11 protein-coding genes and 1 tRNA gene are annotated in these 14,973 nt (G+C 45.3%); 10 read left to right on the top strand and 2 right to left on the bottom strand.

Translation table 11 applies throughout. The annotated features are described in order from the left end of the window. Positions 1-24: 24 nt before the first annotated feature. From DC345_RS24985 to glmS, 9 genes are all read left to right on the top strand, one after another. Positions 25-95, top strand: a tRNA-Gly gene (locus DC345_RS24985). Positions 96-670: 575 nt separating this feature from the next. Further along, a complete protein-coding gene (gene ppc / locus DC345_RS24980) occupies positions 671-3,463 on the top strand; it encodes a phosphoenolpyruvate carboxylase (protein WP_113055488.1) in 2,793 nt (930 codons plus the stop codon). Positions 3,464-3,718: 255 nt separating this feature from the next. Further along, the gene (sigW, locus tag DC345_RS24975) at positions 3,719-4,285 is read left to right on the top strand and encodes an RNA polymerase sigma factor SigW (RefSeq protein WP_113055487.1); all 567 of its coding nucleotides are present in this window, start codon (positions 3,719-3,721) and stop codon (positions 4,283-4,285) included. A 135-nt stretch (positions 4,286-4,420) separates the two neighbouring features. Beyond that, the gene (locus tag DC345_RS24970; RefSeq protein WP_062329949.1) at positions 4,421-5,035 is read left to right on the top strand and encodes a zf-HC2 domain-containing protein; all 615 of its coding nucleotides are present in this window, start codon (positions 4,421-4,423) and stop codon (positions 5,033-5,035) included. A gap of 419 nt (positions 5,036-5,454) precedes the next feature. Next, positions 5,455-6,294 (top strand): diadenylate cyclase CdaA, encoded by an 840-nt coding sequence (cdaA, locus tag DC345_RS24965; protein WP_063567044.1) that lies wholly within the window; start codon positions 5,455-5,457, stop codon positions 6,292-6,294. After that, positions 6,287-7,768, top strand: coding sequence for a CdaR family protein (locus DC345_RS24960; RefSeq protein WP_181586722.1), 1,482 nt, complete (start codon positions 6,287-6,289; stop codon positions 7,766-7,768). The genes cdaA and DC345_RS24960 overlap by 8 nt, the downstream gene beginning before the upstream one ends. A gap of 74 nt (positions 7,769-7,842) precedes the next feature. Beyond that, the gene (glmM, locus tag DC345_RS24955; RefSeq protein ID WP_076291156.1) at positions 7,843-9,183 is read left to right on the top strand and encodes a phosphoglucosamine mutase; all 1,341 of its coding nucleotides are present in this window, start codon (positions 7,843-7,845) and stop codon (positions 9,181-9,183) included. Between the two features lie 315 nt (positions 9,184-9,498). Beyond that, a complete protein-coding gene (locus tag DC345_RS24950) occupies positions 9,499-9,681 on the top strand; it encodes a hypothetical protein (RefSeq protein ID WP_063567047.1) in 183 nt (60 codons plus the stop codon). Between the two features lie 244 nt (positions 9,682-9,925). After that, positions 9,926-11,758, top strand: coding sequence for a glutamine--fructose-6-phosphate transaminase (isomerizing) (glmS, locus tag DC345_RS24945; RefSeq protein WP_076291158.1), 1,833 nt, complete (start codon positions 9,926-9,928; stop codon positions 11,756-11,758). Positions 11,759-11,976: 218 nt separating this feature from the next. Here glmS and DC345_RS24940 read toward each other — a convergent pair whose 3' ends face one another. Together DC345_RS24940 and DC345_RS24935 are read right to left on the bottom strand one after the other, a co-directional pair. Continuing rightward, a complete protein-coding gene (locus tag DC345_RS24940; protein ID WP_113055485.1) occupies positions 11,977-12,651 on the bottom strand; it encodes a VOC family protein in 675 nt (224 codons plus the stop codon). Positions 12,652-12,673: 22 nt separating this feature from the next. Then, positions 12,674-13,555: a LysR family transcriptional regulator gene (locus DC345_RS24935; protein WP_113055484.1), complete on the bottom strand. Its 882-nt coding sequence runs from the start codon at positions 13,553-13,555 to the stop codon at positions 12,674-12,676. 161 nt (positions 13,556-13,716) lie between these two features. Here DC345_RS24935 and DC345_RS24930 point away from each other — a divergent pair, with 161 nt between their 5' ends. Continuing rightward, on the top strand, positions 13,717-14,910 hold the full coding sequence (locus DC345_RS24930; RefSeq protein ID WP_113055483.1) for an MFS transporter: 1,194 nt from the start codon (positions 13,717-13,719) through the stop codon (positions 14,908-14,910). Positions 14,911-14,973: the final 63 nt, after the last annotated feature.

Below are 14,973 nucleotides of genomic sequence, written 5' to 3'. Positions count from 1 at the left end.
ATCGTGTCATCCCGATTTTTATTTGCGGGTGTAGTTCAATGGTAGAACTTTAGCCTTCCAAGCTAATAGCGTGGGTTCGATTCCCATCACCCGCTTTATGATTCATTGAAAAGTCTCTGTATATACAGGGACTTTTCTTTTATATATAGAAACAACATCTCATTATAATCCTATCTCCTCTGTATTCGTTTGATAAGTGAAAGAATACCTCGAACCCCTCATTAAATTCTGCTAAAAGAATTAAAAAAATTATAAATACACTCTTTAATTTATTGCGTCACTGTGATAAAGTATACAAAAGCTTGCTTTGCCGGTCATGTTTCTTTATGTTTCGTCTGGTTTGTAATAATGGAAATTCTTGCAGATACGAAACCATTCAGGTGCAGCAAACATTCCCAGTCTAACTGTATATTTATGAATAATATAGAATAGATATGAGTTATTCGGGTAATGAAAAGTACGTGAAAAAGGTATCATTCGACAGCATTTGACCATTAATCGAAGCAGAACAAGAAAATGAATAATAAAGCGTGTTTTTATGCTGTAAATCAGGGTAAATCCCCATTTTTACTAGTAGAAAAATAAAGATTTTCGTACCAATTTATTGTATGATGTTATGAAGGTGTCAAATTTACGTGTACGAATGGAACGATCAGATGGGAGGATAAGCATGACTGAAACTATGGTAACCGCCAGCAAAAGCCAATCCAACAACCTGCTTCGGCGAGACGTGCGGTTCCTGGGCAATATACTCGGAGAAGTTCTTGTCCATCAAGGAGGCACGGAGCTTCTAGATATCGTTGAGAAGATTCGGGAAACGAGCAAATCGTTGCGTGCAGAGTTCTTGCCAGAACTTTATGCAGAGTTCAAAACGATGATCCAGGAATTAGACTCGGAAAATCGCCATCAGGTGATTCGAGCTTTTGCGATTTATTTTCAATTAGTTAACATTGCTGAACAAAACCATCGGATCCGGCGTAAACGGGATTATGAACGTTCTGCAGGGGACGCTGTGCAGCCAGGGTCGATTGAAAAAGCAGTACAAGATCTGAAGGAACGCGGACTGTCTCACACGGAAGTAGAGGATATTCTAGACGAGTTATCGCTGGAATTGGTGATGACAGCTCATCCAACCGAAGCTATGCGTCGGGTTATACTGGACATCCACAAGCGGATATCCGAAGATGTCATGTCACTTGATAATCCTACGCTGACGTTGCGTGAACGTGAACAGTTGCGGGAGAAGCTGCTGAACGAAGTCATTACACTATGGCAGACTGATGAGCTTCGTGACCGTAAACCGACTGTGCTTGATGAAGTACGGAACGGTATGTATTACTTTCATGAAACGTTGTTCCATGTACTTCCGGATGTATACCAGGAGCTTGAACGCTGCCTGAATAAATTTTATCCTGACCATGACTGGCATGTGCCGACGTATTTGCGGTTCGGTTCCTGGATCGGTGGAGACCGGGATGGAAATCCTTCGGTAACTTCAGATGTAACATGGCAGACACTATTGATGCAGCGTAAGCTCGCTTTACGTGAGTATCAACGGATTATGATTGAACTTATGGGACATCTCAGCTTCAGCACGAACATCATCCACGTATCGGATGAGCTGGTGCAGTCGATTGAGCAAGACCGTAGTTGTGTAACGTTGAAAAAAGTGGATATGTGGCGAAATGAAAAAGAGCCATATCGCATTAAATTGGCATATATGATTGCCAAGCTGAACAATGTCCTGGATGAGAACAAAGTAGGACAGCCTGACCGCTATGACAGCGCTCAAGGACTGATGGATGATCTGATGATTATCGATCGCAGCCTGCGTCATCACTTTGCAGACTATGTAGCAGATACGACCATTCGCAAAATGATTCGTCAAGTGGAGCTGTTCGGATTCCATACAGCTGCTTTGGATGTGCGTCAGCACAGCAAAGAGCATGAAAATGCAATGTCAGAGATTTTGGCCAAGATGAACATCGTAGAAGACTATGCTCGTTTGACTGAAGATGGCAAAATCGATTTGCTGGCTCGTTTGCTGGATGATCCTCGTCCGCTGACTTCCCCTTATCACCAATACACAGAGGGGACCAAAGAGACTCTGGATGTATTCCGTACGATCAAACGTGCTCAGAGCGAGTTTGGGGCCGGTTGTATCACAAGCTACCTGATTAGTATGACCCAAGGAGCAAGTGATCTGCTTGAAGTTATGGTATTTGCCAAAGAAGTAGGTTTGTTCCGCAAAGAACATAACGGTGAAGTGGTATCTACGCTTCAAGCGGTTCCATTGTTTGAAACCATTGATGATCTTCATGCCGCTTCGGAAATTATGGAGAAGCTGTTCAACCTTCCGGTATATCGCGCAAGTGTGAGTGGGCGGAATGAACTGCATGAAATCATGTTGGGATACTCGGACAGCAACAAGGATGGCGGGGTTGTTACAGCCAACTGGGAGCTGCGAGTGGCGATGAATGCTATCACTGCTGTTGGTAATAAACACGGCGTTAAACTGAAGTTCTTCCATGGTAGAGGTGGAGCGCTTGGACGTGGAGGCATGCCTCTCAACCGCAGTATTCTTGCTCAACCACCACACACGATTGGTGGGGGTATCAAGATTACAGAGCAGGGTGAGGTTATCTCTTCCCGCTACTCCCTTCAGGGAATTGCATACCGCAGTCTTGAGCAGGCTACATCGGCTTTGATTACAGCTGCACTAAACGGTTTGGAGCCGCAAGAATCGGCATCAGAGCGTCATTGGGATAGCATCATCAAAGATATTTCTGAAGTATCCCTGACGAAATACCAAGATCTCATTTTCCGTGATCCAGACTTCTTTACTTTCTTCAAGGAATCGACACCGCTGCCTGAGGTTGGGGAACTGAATATTGGTTCACGTCCATCCAAACGGAAAAACAGCGACAAGTTCGAGGACCTGAGAGCGATCCCTTGGGTATTTGCCTGGACTCAAAGTCGTTATTTGCTTCCCGCATGGTATGCGGCAGGAACGGGACTGCAAAGTTACTATCAGGATAAAGAAGAAAATCTGGTTGTCCTGAAAGAAATGTATGAAAACTTCCCATTCTTCCGTACACTAATTGATACGGTGCAGATGGCTATTGCCAAAGCAGATCTGGTTATTGCGAAGGAATACTCGGCCATGACTTCCAATGAGGAAGCACGTGATCGCATCTATGGTCAGATTGAATCTGAATTCAAACTTACCAAAGAGCTGATTCTGAAAATTACCGGAGAAGCTGAAATTCTGGATGATGTACCGGTGATTCAAGAGTCGATCCGACTTCGTAATCCGTATGTCGATCCTTTGTCCTACATGCAGGTCCAACTTCTGAGTGAGCTCAGAGATATGCGTGAGCGTGGCGAGGATGACACAGAGTTGCTGCGTGAAGTGCTGCTTACGATTAACGGCATTGCTGCAGGACTTCGGAATACGGGCTGATCATTAACCTGCTTAACAATATATGAAGTGATTTTTCCAGCCATATAGATAGTAAAAGCTTAATTCTTTCCTCAGCTCGAGTGAGAGATGAAACGGGACTCCTTCGGGAGTTCCCGTTTTTACTGTTTTTGGCGGATATTTTCCGGCACAGTCTTGATTTTTGACCAAAGTTGATTTACGATTTGATTGGTGAATTACAAGTGTGGACGGGTATCAGAAGGCGGAAGACCCATCAGCATGTCTGGGGGAATAAGGGTGGACAATTTGGAGAACAGGCTTGTTAAGCTGGTACTGAAGGGTGACCAGCGAGCCTTTGCAGAAATCGTTGAATTATACAAGGACAAGCTGTTTCATCTGGCATACCGGATGCTGAACAATCGTCATGAAGCCGAAGACGTTGTGCAGGAGACGTTTTTACGTGTGTTTCGCAATATGGAGAAGTATGATCCGAATCAGAAGTTCTCAACCTGGATTTATCGGATTGCAACCAATCTGTGTATTGACCGCTTACGGCGGAAGAAACCATCTTACTCACTGGATGCTGAACTAAATGATCAGGAAGGATCTGACGGTTATGCGATGCTTCCAAGTGATGATCGTACACCAGAGAGTGAAGCACTTTTGTCTGAAACACAGACACTAATCCGTGAAGCGATTGACAGTTTGCCGGCCAAGTATAAATCAGTCATGGTTTTGAGATATTTACAGGACTTGTCGCTACAGGAAATCAGTGATGTGACAGGTATGCCCGTAACAACGATTAAGACTCGTGTTCATCGGGGGCGTGATTTTTTGCGTAAAAAACTGGAGTATAAGTTGTAAATGTAAAACGTCTGTATTTTGGGCGAATTTATTTGAAACATATCCGAAACGGATGCGTATGTAATGTATGCAAGTCTTATGCGTGCTTTTTGGCAATGCAAGGACTAAGTGATCTAAGAAAGGATTGGCTCTCATATGGATTGCAACTCGGCCGTCTCTTTAATGCATGAATGTTTGGATGAGTCGTTGTCCCCGGCCCAGAAGGTTGAACTGAAAAGTCATCTTGTGACCTGTCCGGATTGTCGCATGCGCTTTAAAGAGTTGGAACAGACGGAAATGCTACTCTTTGCCATGAAACACTATTCACCGTCTGCCTCGGATGAGCTGACCAATCGAATTATGAATGCTCTGCCCCAGCCCAAGAGACAGCAAGTATGGCTCAAATGGGTCAAAGGACATCCCGCGCTGACGGCGGCAGCCTTCTTTTTGGTCGTGATGCTCTTTAGCGCCTGGAATTTCTGGAATCAGAATAACGAAATGGTCGTTAAGGGAAATAATCTGGACCAGATCGTGATTGAAGGAAACACGGTTATTGTTCCGGAGGGCAAGTCCATTGCTGGCGATCTTACGATAGAGAATGGAACTGCTCAGGTATACGGTGATGTAAATGGCAATCTAACGGTCATCGACGGACAGTTGTATCAGGCTTCAACGGCACATATTTCCGGTCAGGTGAAAAGTATTGATCAGGCGCTGGACTGGTTCTGGTACAAAATAACCAATATGGTAAATGAAGTGGCTTATCGCTAAAACAGGGTAATTTCTTCAATGGTATATACCAAGCAGGGTACCTCCAGATTGCTGGGGTACTCTTTTTTTATCTGATAATTTGTAATTTATGGGATTTGTGTTGTTTATGCGCAGTTTGTGACTCCCGTAACTTGCAACATGAACGTTAACGTTATAACCTAGATACTAAAGAGAACATACTACTACATATAGATAAGCTTTTTGCATAAATTCAAAGAGCGTCTTTCAATCAGCAAAATATAGATCAAAATGATTCTATTCGTCGCTGGTTAAATCAGAGTGCTCGTTTCTGGCCAACTTTTGTACCTGAGAGTGAGTCTGAATGGATTATGTAAATGCGAGAAAAGGATTAATTAAATCCTAATGGGTTAATATGAGAGCAGGGTTTACTCATCAATGGGGATAGCGGGGGCTGGCTTATGAACTATTTTGCTGACTTAACGTGGAAAGAGTCCATTAAGGACGTTATCGATATATTGATCGTTACCTATATTATGTACAAATTGATTTTGCTTGTGCGGGGCACCCGTGCAGTTCAGTTGCTTAAAGGTATTCTGTTCCTTGTAGTGATCTGGGCACTAAGTACATGGCTAAACCTTTACACGCTCAAATGGCTGATGAACCAGATGTTTACGTTTGGTGTCGTTGCGGTCTTTATTATCTTCCAACCGGAACTGCGCCGTGGTCTGGAGCAATTGGGTCGAGGTAAACTGTTTGGACGCTCGGCAGCAGCAAGTGATGAAGAATTAACGGTTTTAATTGGTGAGATTATTAAGTCCGTAAATTATTTGTCACGACGTAAAATTGGTGCACTGGTTGTATTTGAACGAGAAACAGGTCTGAACGATTACACGGAGTCCGGCATTCAGATGCAATCTCTGGTCAGCTCAGAGCTGATGATTAACATTTTTATTCCGAATACACCGCTCCATGATGGAGCCGTCATTATACAGGGCAAACAGATTTCGGCGGCAGCCTGTTATTTGCCTTTGTCCGAGAATCCGTTTATCAGCAAAGAGCTAGGAACGCGTCACCGTGCAGCAATTGGGATTACCGAGGTTGCAGATGCGATCTGTTTGGTTGTTTCGGAGGAGACGGGACAAGTGTCGCTTGCGATGAATGGACAAGTTGTTCGTGATATTAAGGAAGAATCGTTGATTGCCAAACTGTACGAAGAACTGCGTCCAACATCCAATCTAACTAAAAAGAATGGTTGGACTACCTTCTGGAAACGGAAGGGGGGACGTAAAAATGGATAAATGGTTCAATAACAACAATTTTGCCAAGATTCTCGCTTTGGCGGTGAGTTTGTTGCTCTGGTTCATGATACATCTGGATGAAGTACCAACTACGCCAACGATCACGACAGGGACAACTAATAAAGTTGTGGAGCGTACTGTGCCTGTTCAGCCTTATGGACTCGACAGTAACTCCTATGTACTTACTTCATTAAGTACGGATGAGGTACGTCTGGAGATTAAAGGGCAGCGTTCGATGTTAACTTCGATTTTTACGAATGATGATTATAAGGTGCTAGTGGATCTTAGTCAGGTGAAAGATGGGTCCAATACGTTACCGCTAGTACCCGATCTGCCTTCTGGGGTTGAGGTAGTCAGCATGGAGCCTTCCATGGTTACGGTCAACGTGGAGAAATTGGGCACAAAATCCTTCAATGTGAATATTGTACCCGAAGGAGAACCATCAACCGGATATAACGCTGGAACGCCCGTTGTTGAACCTTCAGGTCCAGTTAAGGTAACTCTGCCGGAAGGGCAACTTGACGCCGTAGAGAAGGTTCAGGGCAGTGTGAGCGTGAAGGATGCGAAGGATGACGTAACGCAGAAAAAAGTGAAGCTTCAGGCATATGATGCGGAAGGCAAGGTCATTGAAAATGCGATTGTTACTCCAGAAACCGTTGAAGTTCGTATTCCAGTCAGTCAGCCCTATACAACTGTGCCCTTAAGAATCAAATATTCGGGACAGCTGCCAGAGGGAATGGTGCTCTCCACGGTTGAGCCAAGCGTGAAAGAAGTCTCGGTTTACGGAACAGAAGATGTGCTTGCGGGTATACAGTCCTACGACCAAGTAACCCTTGATCTTACACAGTTCAATGAGGCAGGAACGTCGACAGTTAACGTGGACTTGACGCCGCCTCCCGGTTTTGAGAAAATCGAGCCTAGTTCGATTCAGCTTAAGGTGACGGTATCGCCTTACGATGAGCTTCAGGAGACGACCAAAGTATTTCCGAACGTACCCATTACGCTTACTGACGCGGGGAACGGGCTGGAAGGGACACTGGTTACTCCCAAAAGTGGTGGCTTGAATATTACGCTTAGGGGTTCTTCAACGATGCTTGAAGGTCTAAGTAGCGATGATATCAAGCTGACTGCGGATCTTGCTGGACTTGCAGTAGGTACGCATGAAATAAAGCTTGAGGCTGACCTGCCTCGTTTTGCCAAACTGGATGAATCATCAGTTGATCTTAGCGCTACCGTCAAAATTAGCGAAAAGGCTGATGATACGACGGTTGCTCCAGGCGAGGATCCGAATGATGAAGGAACGCTGGGGCCTGACCCTTCACCAGCCGAAGTCGAGAATGGAGATACCGAAACTGCTCCTGGAGAAGAAGAAACAGAATCGAATACGGACAATCAGGAGCAGAGCCAGCAGGGGAATACCAGTCGAGGCAACTCCAATAACAGCGGTAGCAGTAATAGTGGCTCCAATCCGTAAAAGAAAATGTTCAGATCAGAATTTTAAAAATAACGTTTATGCTCTTATATGATGCGAATAGAAGGAGTTAGATCATGGGGAAATATTTTGGTACAGATGGCGTAAGAGGTGTTGCCAATAAAGAGTTAACGGCGGAGCTGGCTTACAGCATCGGACGTTGTGGTGGTTATGTACTTGCAGGTGGTGTGGAAAGACCAAAAGTGGTTATCGGTATGGATACCCGAATCTCGGGACTTATGCTGGAATCCGCACTGGTTGCAGGTTTGCTGTCCATTGGCGCCGATGTAATTCGTCTGGGTGTTGTATCCACTCCTGGAGTGGCGTATATTGCTCGTCTGCTGAAAGCCGATGCAGGGGTAATGATCTCGGCTTCCCACAATCCGGTTGAGGATAATGGAATTAAATTTTTCGGGGGAGATGGCTTCAAGCTGTCCGATGAGACGGAGAACCGGATCGAAGAACTGATGGATGCAGAAACGGATCAATTGCCGCGTCCTGTAGGTGGTGGTTTGGGGACCGTTACTGTGGATGAAGAATCCCGTTATCGCTATTTGGACTACCTGAAAACAACGGTAAACGAATCGTTCTCAGGACTCAAAATTGTTTTGGACTGTGCTAACGGAGCAGCTTATGAGCTGGCACCCAAATTGTTCAGAGAACTTGGTGCAGAAGTCATTGCCATTGGCGCTGAGCCTAACGGCCTGAATATCAATGAGCAATGCGGATCAACTCATCCGGAGCATTTGAAACAAGAGGTGCTGAAACATAATGCGGATCTGGGCCTTGCTTTTGACGGGGATGCGGATCGTCTGATTGCTATTGATGAGACAGGAGCTGAGGTTGATGGTGACTTCATTCTGTGCATCTGTGGTGATGCGATGAATCGTGCAGGCAAGCTGAAAGACAGTACCGTGGTATCTACCGTAATGAGTAACATCGGATTCTACAAAGCAACGGAGAAACTGGCACTGAAAACAGCAAAGACTGCTGTGGGTGACCGCTATGTCATGGAAGAAATGCGCCGTGGGGGTTATAACCTGGGTGGAGAGCAATCCGGTCATGTTATTTTCCTGGATTACAACACAACAGGCGACGGCATGCTGACAGCGATTCAGCTTGTGGACACGATGAAGGCTTCCGGTAAAAAACTGAGTGAACTTAAGGCGCTGATGACCCAGTACCCACAAGTATTGGTGAACGTGCGTGTTGAAGATAAGAGCAAATACGAGGGCAATTCTGCGATTGAGCAAGCTATTGCTACAGTGGAGCAGCATCTGGGCGATAATGGACGTGTACTTGTTCGTGCGTCCGGAACCGAATCCCTGATCCGCGTTATGGCGGAAGGACCAGATAAGGATGAACTTGAACAATTCGTATCTCAAATTGCAGATGTTGTGCAAAAAGAACTGGTATAGGACCTGATCTATAGGCCTTCCAAGCACGGTTGTTTCAAGGGAATCACTGTCTCATAAGGTTTAATCTAACAGGGTTTATGCCATACAAATCCATATTCCTACGTCCCGGCCTAGTGAGACCATGGGTCTGTTTATCCGGTCGGGATTGTGGGTAAATATGCCGAAATTGTCACAGGTACTTTGCTCCATTGCAAAATGAACCTGACGTGCATATAATGAGTGGAGTCGTCATTCAGACACAGAAAGTGAGGATCGTAAGGTACTAGTTACACAAGCGCCAGAGCTTGAAGTTGCGCGGGAAGGATTTTGATCGGTATGAATCTTGAAATAATGAAGATGCTACTGAGCAAGATCGACGGCAATCAAGCTGACGAGGTGGAGGTGTTCGGATTGTTCGGCGGGGACCTCCCGGTGATGCACCAGAGCCGTGAACCGGATTGCGGAAAATGGATGGGTGACTGTCCACACAACGCGCCGGTAGGTGCAAGATTCAACTAAAATTCAAATGAATGTGCGCGAAGAGCGTGAACAGTGCGCGGACGGGAAAATGATGTACATTCATGATTGCATCTAATAACAGCTTATGACTGCGGAGCGGCAAGAGGCTGCTCTGATCATTGATAATTGAATAATTGAAAGTTTTCATGATACGTTAGGCAATCATTTTCATTTTTTCGATATGCCGTGCCAGCCTGTTTCTCTTCGTGACACAGTATTCATATACAATCGGAGGAAATAAACTATGTGCGGTATTGTTGGATATATTGGTAATAAGAACACCCAATCGGTATTGGTCGAAGGATTGAAGAAACTCGAGTATCGTGGTTATGATTCTGCAGGTATCGCGGTATTTACACCAGAAGGTCTGCAAATCACGAAAGCTCTTGGTCGTCTTGCAAACCTTGAAGCTAAGCTGGATGGTGCACCACTGGTAGGTAATGCCGGAATCGGACACACACGTTGGGCTACTCATGGTAAACCATCGGATGAGAACTCTCATCCACACACGGATGGAAGCCAGAAGTTCTCTGTTGTGCATAACGGTATTATTGAGAACTACCTGGATCTGAAGGACGAATTGATGGCTCAAGGTCACACGTTCACTTCCGAGACAGATACTGAGGTTATTTCTCACCTGATCGCACGTGAATACAATGGTGATATCGTTAAAACAGTGCAAAAAGTGATCACGTTGTTGCGTGGCGCATTCGCACTGGGTGTATTGACAGAGCATGAGCCTGAGAAACTCGTAGCTGTGCGTCAAGCAAGCCCATTGATTATTGGTATTGGTGAAGGCGAGAACTTCATTGGTTCCGACATCCCGGCAATTCTGGAACATACACGTAACGTGTACATTCTGAATGATGGTGAAATGGCTGTATTGACACATGATGCTGTCGAATTGATGACGATTGAAGGTAACTTTATTTCTCGGGAAATGATTCGTGTCGATTGGGATGCTGTAACCGCAGAAAAAGGCGGATTCGAGCACTTCATGCTGAAAGAAATTCATGAGCAACCAAAAGCATATCGTGATACAATGCTGGGTCGCATCGATAATGAAAGCAAAAAGGTTCAACTTCCTGAGTTGAAAATGACTGAAGAACAAATCAAAAATATCCGTAACGTTCAAATCATCGCTTGTGGTACAGCGTACCATGCAGGTCTGGTTGGACGTACTGTAATCGAGCAACTGGTACGTATTCCGGTAGAAACAGATGTTGCTTCCGAATACCGCTATCGTTCCCCGATCGTAAGCAAAGATACACTTGTGATCGTGGTGAGCCAATCTGGTGAAACGGCTGATACACTTGCTGCACTGCGCGAAGCACAGTCGAATGGTGCACATGTACTCGCCATCACTAACGTTGTAGGCAGCTCTATTGCACGTGATGCTGATGATGTGATTGCAACACTGGCAGGACCTGAAATTGCTGTAGCTTCCACTAAAGCGTACACTTCGCAATTGATTGCGTTCAACCTGCTGGGTCTGTACCTTGCACAAGTTCGTGGCACACAAACAGCAGAAGAGATTGCTCACACGCTCGCAGCAATGCAAGCATTGCCTGAGCAAGTGGAATCCATGCTGGAGCAAGCGGAAGCCATTAAAGGATATGCAGAGCAAATTTCCAAACATGAACATCTCTTCTTCATCGGCCGCGGTCTGGATTATGCAGTAGCACAAGAAGGTTCGTTGAAACTGAAAGAGATCTCTTATATCCACTCCGAAGCGTATGCTGCGGGTGAGTTGAAACATGGTACGCTCGCATTGATCGAGGACGGTATCCCTGTCATTGCTCTGGCAACGCAGGAGAACGTTCTGGAGAAAACTGTGAGCAACATCAAAGAAGTGAAAGCACGTGGCGCAGACGTACTGGCAATTACGTACGAAGAGCACGTAGCACCATTGCTGAAATCCGTTGACCAAGCGTTTGCAATTCCTAAGACGTTGCCACTGCTTAGCCCGGCTCTGTCCGTTGTAGCATTGCAATTGCTGGCATACTACGCTTCCCTGGCACTGGGTCACGATGTGGATAAACCACGTAACCTGGCGAAAAGCGTAACGGTAGAGTAAGGGATTTATCCTTAATCTCAACAACGATGTTAAATCATAATATTTAAAAAAGGGTCCTGATGATTAATAGTCATTAGGACCCTTTTTGCTATGCAATAAAATCAAATTATCTGTGTCCAGACCAACTAATATAAAGGCATTGTCCTCTGTGATAAGAAAGCAAAACTTTTGTTGAATATAGGGAGTAAAGGGAGAATAACAATACAGGACTCTCTGATTTAATTGGAATCAATAGAGTACAAACCGTTCTGCAATGAAATGCTCCCAGTTTGCCCAGTTTCAACTTTTACCTCAGTGGCAAATACCCCGGGTTTGCGTCCGTCTGGGAACCAGGGCATCTCTTTGTCAATTACAATAAACATGCCTTCCGCGTCACCGATGGGGGCAAATTGTTTTCCGTCTCCGGCAAAGGGTTCAAGGTGATACTGTCCATTCATTTTGTTTATCGTATTGGGTACATCATCGACAGGCAGGCCGATCTCGCTAATGCATAGCAGCTGCCTGGAATCAAAGGTTTCTTGGACTGCATTATCCAACGAATGGTGAGCGATGAACTCCATCAAATTACCACTCGGGTCATAGAAATAGAAAGCAGTCGCATCCCAATAGGGGAAATAGAACTCATCTTTATCGTCCTTGGAAAGCAAAGGAATGTTTCGATCTTGAACCCACTTCTTGGCTTCAGCAAGTTGGTTTGTCGGAATCGTAAATGCCACATGATAGAAGGGCTTTTCCTGACCAGAAGTTTGCTGAAATGAAAAGAGCGAATTTCCTGTGCGAAACGATATGGACGATGTACTTTCCTCCAGCAGCTCCAACTCCAATAACGTACCGTAAAACTGCTTCATGGCCTCCATTTGATGGGTGAACAAGTTAACCTCTTTTATTTGCATTCAAGTCACTCTCCCTCTGAGCTTATCCTTGATTAAAATAATCAATGGTTTTCTCAATAAATGCTTTGGCAGATTGGGTCAGGTAACGATCGGACCGATGAATGATCTCAAAGTGACGGTAAGGGGCATCGTCCGTGATACGGATGATGCGAAGTGTCGGTTCATTCATTGCCTTGATCAGTGGATAGGGCAGCACTGTTCCGCCAACGTTAGCTTTGACCAGACTAATAATGGAGGTTGCTGAACTTGTCTCCATGATCGTATTCAAGGTAAAGCCATATTTGCGACAATAGCCATCAACCAGTTCTCTGCCTGTGAACCCTTCCGGGAACATTACGGTCTGAATATCGCGCAGTTCCTTAATTCCAATCTCATTTCGTTCAGCCCAAGCGTGGTTCTCCGAAACGACGAGTACGTATTCTTCGCTGCACAAGGGAATGCGGACAAGACGGTCATCAGAAATCGAAGTGAGCTCAATGCCGATGTCGACTTCGTTATCCAGCACTTGATTCAATACATAAATGGAAGAAACAACCTTTAATTTCACCTTTGGAAAATGGGCATGAAAATGAACGAGCAGTGGAGTAAGACGGTAGTCCAAATCGGACGGTAGGACTCCAATCACCAGCTTGCCTCGCTGATCATTACGGAATTCAGCTAACGCATCCTGGGTATTCTGTAAATGACGAACCATTTGTATACAATGCTCCAGGAACAGTGTCCCGGCCTGGGTCATCACAATCTTTTTACCTACCCGGTCGAACAAGGGAACGCCTAACTCATCCTCCAACGCTCGAATCTGTTGACTCAAGGTAGGTTGAGAAATGCCGATTTTATCTGCTGCGCGTGTAAAATGGAGTTCCTCACAAACGACGATAAAGTTCTCCATTTGACGTATTTCCATATGCCTCTCCTCTAATCATTGGTTTTTATAATCATTTTAATAGAAACTATTGTATTGTTCAATCATTCTAATGCTTCTATACTAGTCTTGCACCACAAAAAGATCTACAGCCTGGATCATGAGTGAATGCAACTATATAACAATACATGAGGTGATCCATAGTGAAACTATTTTATATTGTTCTGGCGCTTATTCTGGCTTCATTGAATTTGCGACCACCCATTACATCCATTTCACCACTAATGAGTACCATACAAAGTGATCTGGGTATTAGCGGAATTACCGCAAGTCTGTTAACTACGCTTCCCGTATTATGTATGGGTATATTCGCTCCATTTTCCTTAAAGCTGAGCAGGAGGTGGGGGAATGAGGGCGCGATTGTTTTGGCTCTAATCCTTATTGGAATTGGTACGGCATTGCGGTTGTTCGTGGGTGCAGCGCCTCTGATGATGTTTACTTCATTTCTATCCGGTGTAGGGATTGCATTAGCCGGACCACTGTTGTCCAGCTTTATCAAGCAGTACTTCCCTACGAGAGTTGCTGCCATGGTGGGGCTTTACTCTACAGCAATGGTCGTGGGGGCCAGCTTTAGTGTTGGGCTATCGGTTCCCCTTCAAAATATCCTGGGAGGGTCGTGGAAGGGTTCACTATCGGTATGGGCATTACTTGCAGCAATTGCTTTACCGATCTGGATGAGATTAGCCTTGGTAGCACGAAAAGATCGACAATCGGGGCAGATTTCTACTGTGAACGTAGAAGCTCTTCCAGTGAAAAATATACGAGCGTGGCTGCTGACATTATTCTTCGGACTGATGGCAGCGATTTTCTATTCATTGACTGCATGGCTTGCGCCTGCGATCCAGAGCCAGGGATACACAAAAGAGACTGCCGGCAGCATCCAAACGTTATTTACGTTGATTTCATTGCCGTCTACGTTATTCATTCCAATGCTTGTTCACCGTTACCAAAGACGTGTATTCTGGCTTGTTGGATGTGCGTTAATGGAGTTGATAGGTGTCCTAATGCTGAACCTGTCCGTTAGTCCTTGGCTGGCTGCGATACCACTCGGCATTGGGGCCGGGGGACTGTTTCCGATCGCTCTGATGCTGCCCATTGATGAGACGAATAACGCTCAGGAAGCCAGCGCCTGGTCAGCCATGACTCAATCGGGCGGTTACATTCTGGGCGCCCTCGGTCCACTGGCGATCGGTTGGCTCCATGATACTACGGACAGCTTTGTTCAAGCATTCTATGGTCTGGCTATAATCATCGTGCTGCAAATCATGGTTCAGGTGGTGATAGGCAATAAAAAAAGCTCTCCAGCGGTTCATGATAAATCAGAGTCCAGACTTTGACGATAAAAGATCAATATTGATGTACGATGAGGTCTCTGGAGGATCATCTTCATGCTGGTTCCT

Source organism: Paenibacillus taichungensis (genome assembly GCF_003287275.1).
GTDB classification, from domain to species: Bacteria; Bacillota; Bacilli; order Paenibacillales; family Paenibacillaceae; genus Paenibacillus; species Paenibacillus taichungensis_A.
The sequence above is the reverse complement of the archived record's forward strand: the minus strand, read 5'-3'. Positions and strand labels throughout refer to the sequence as shown.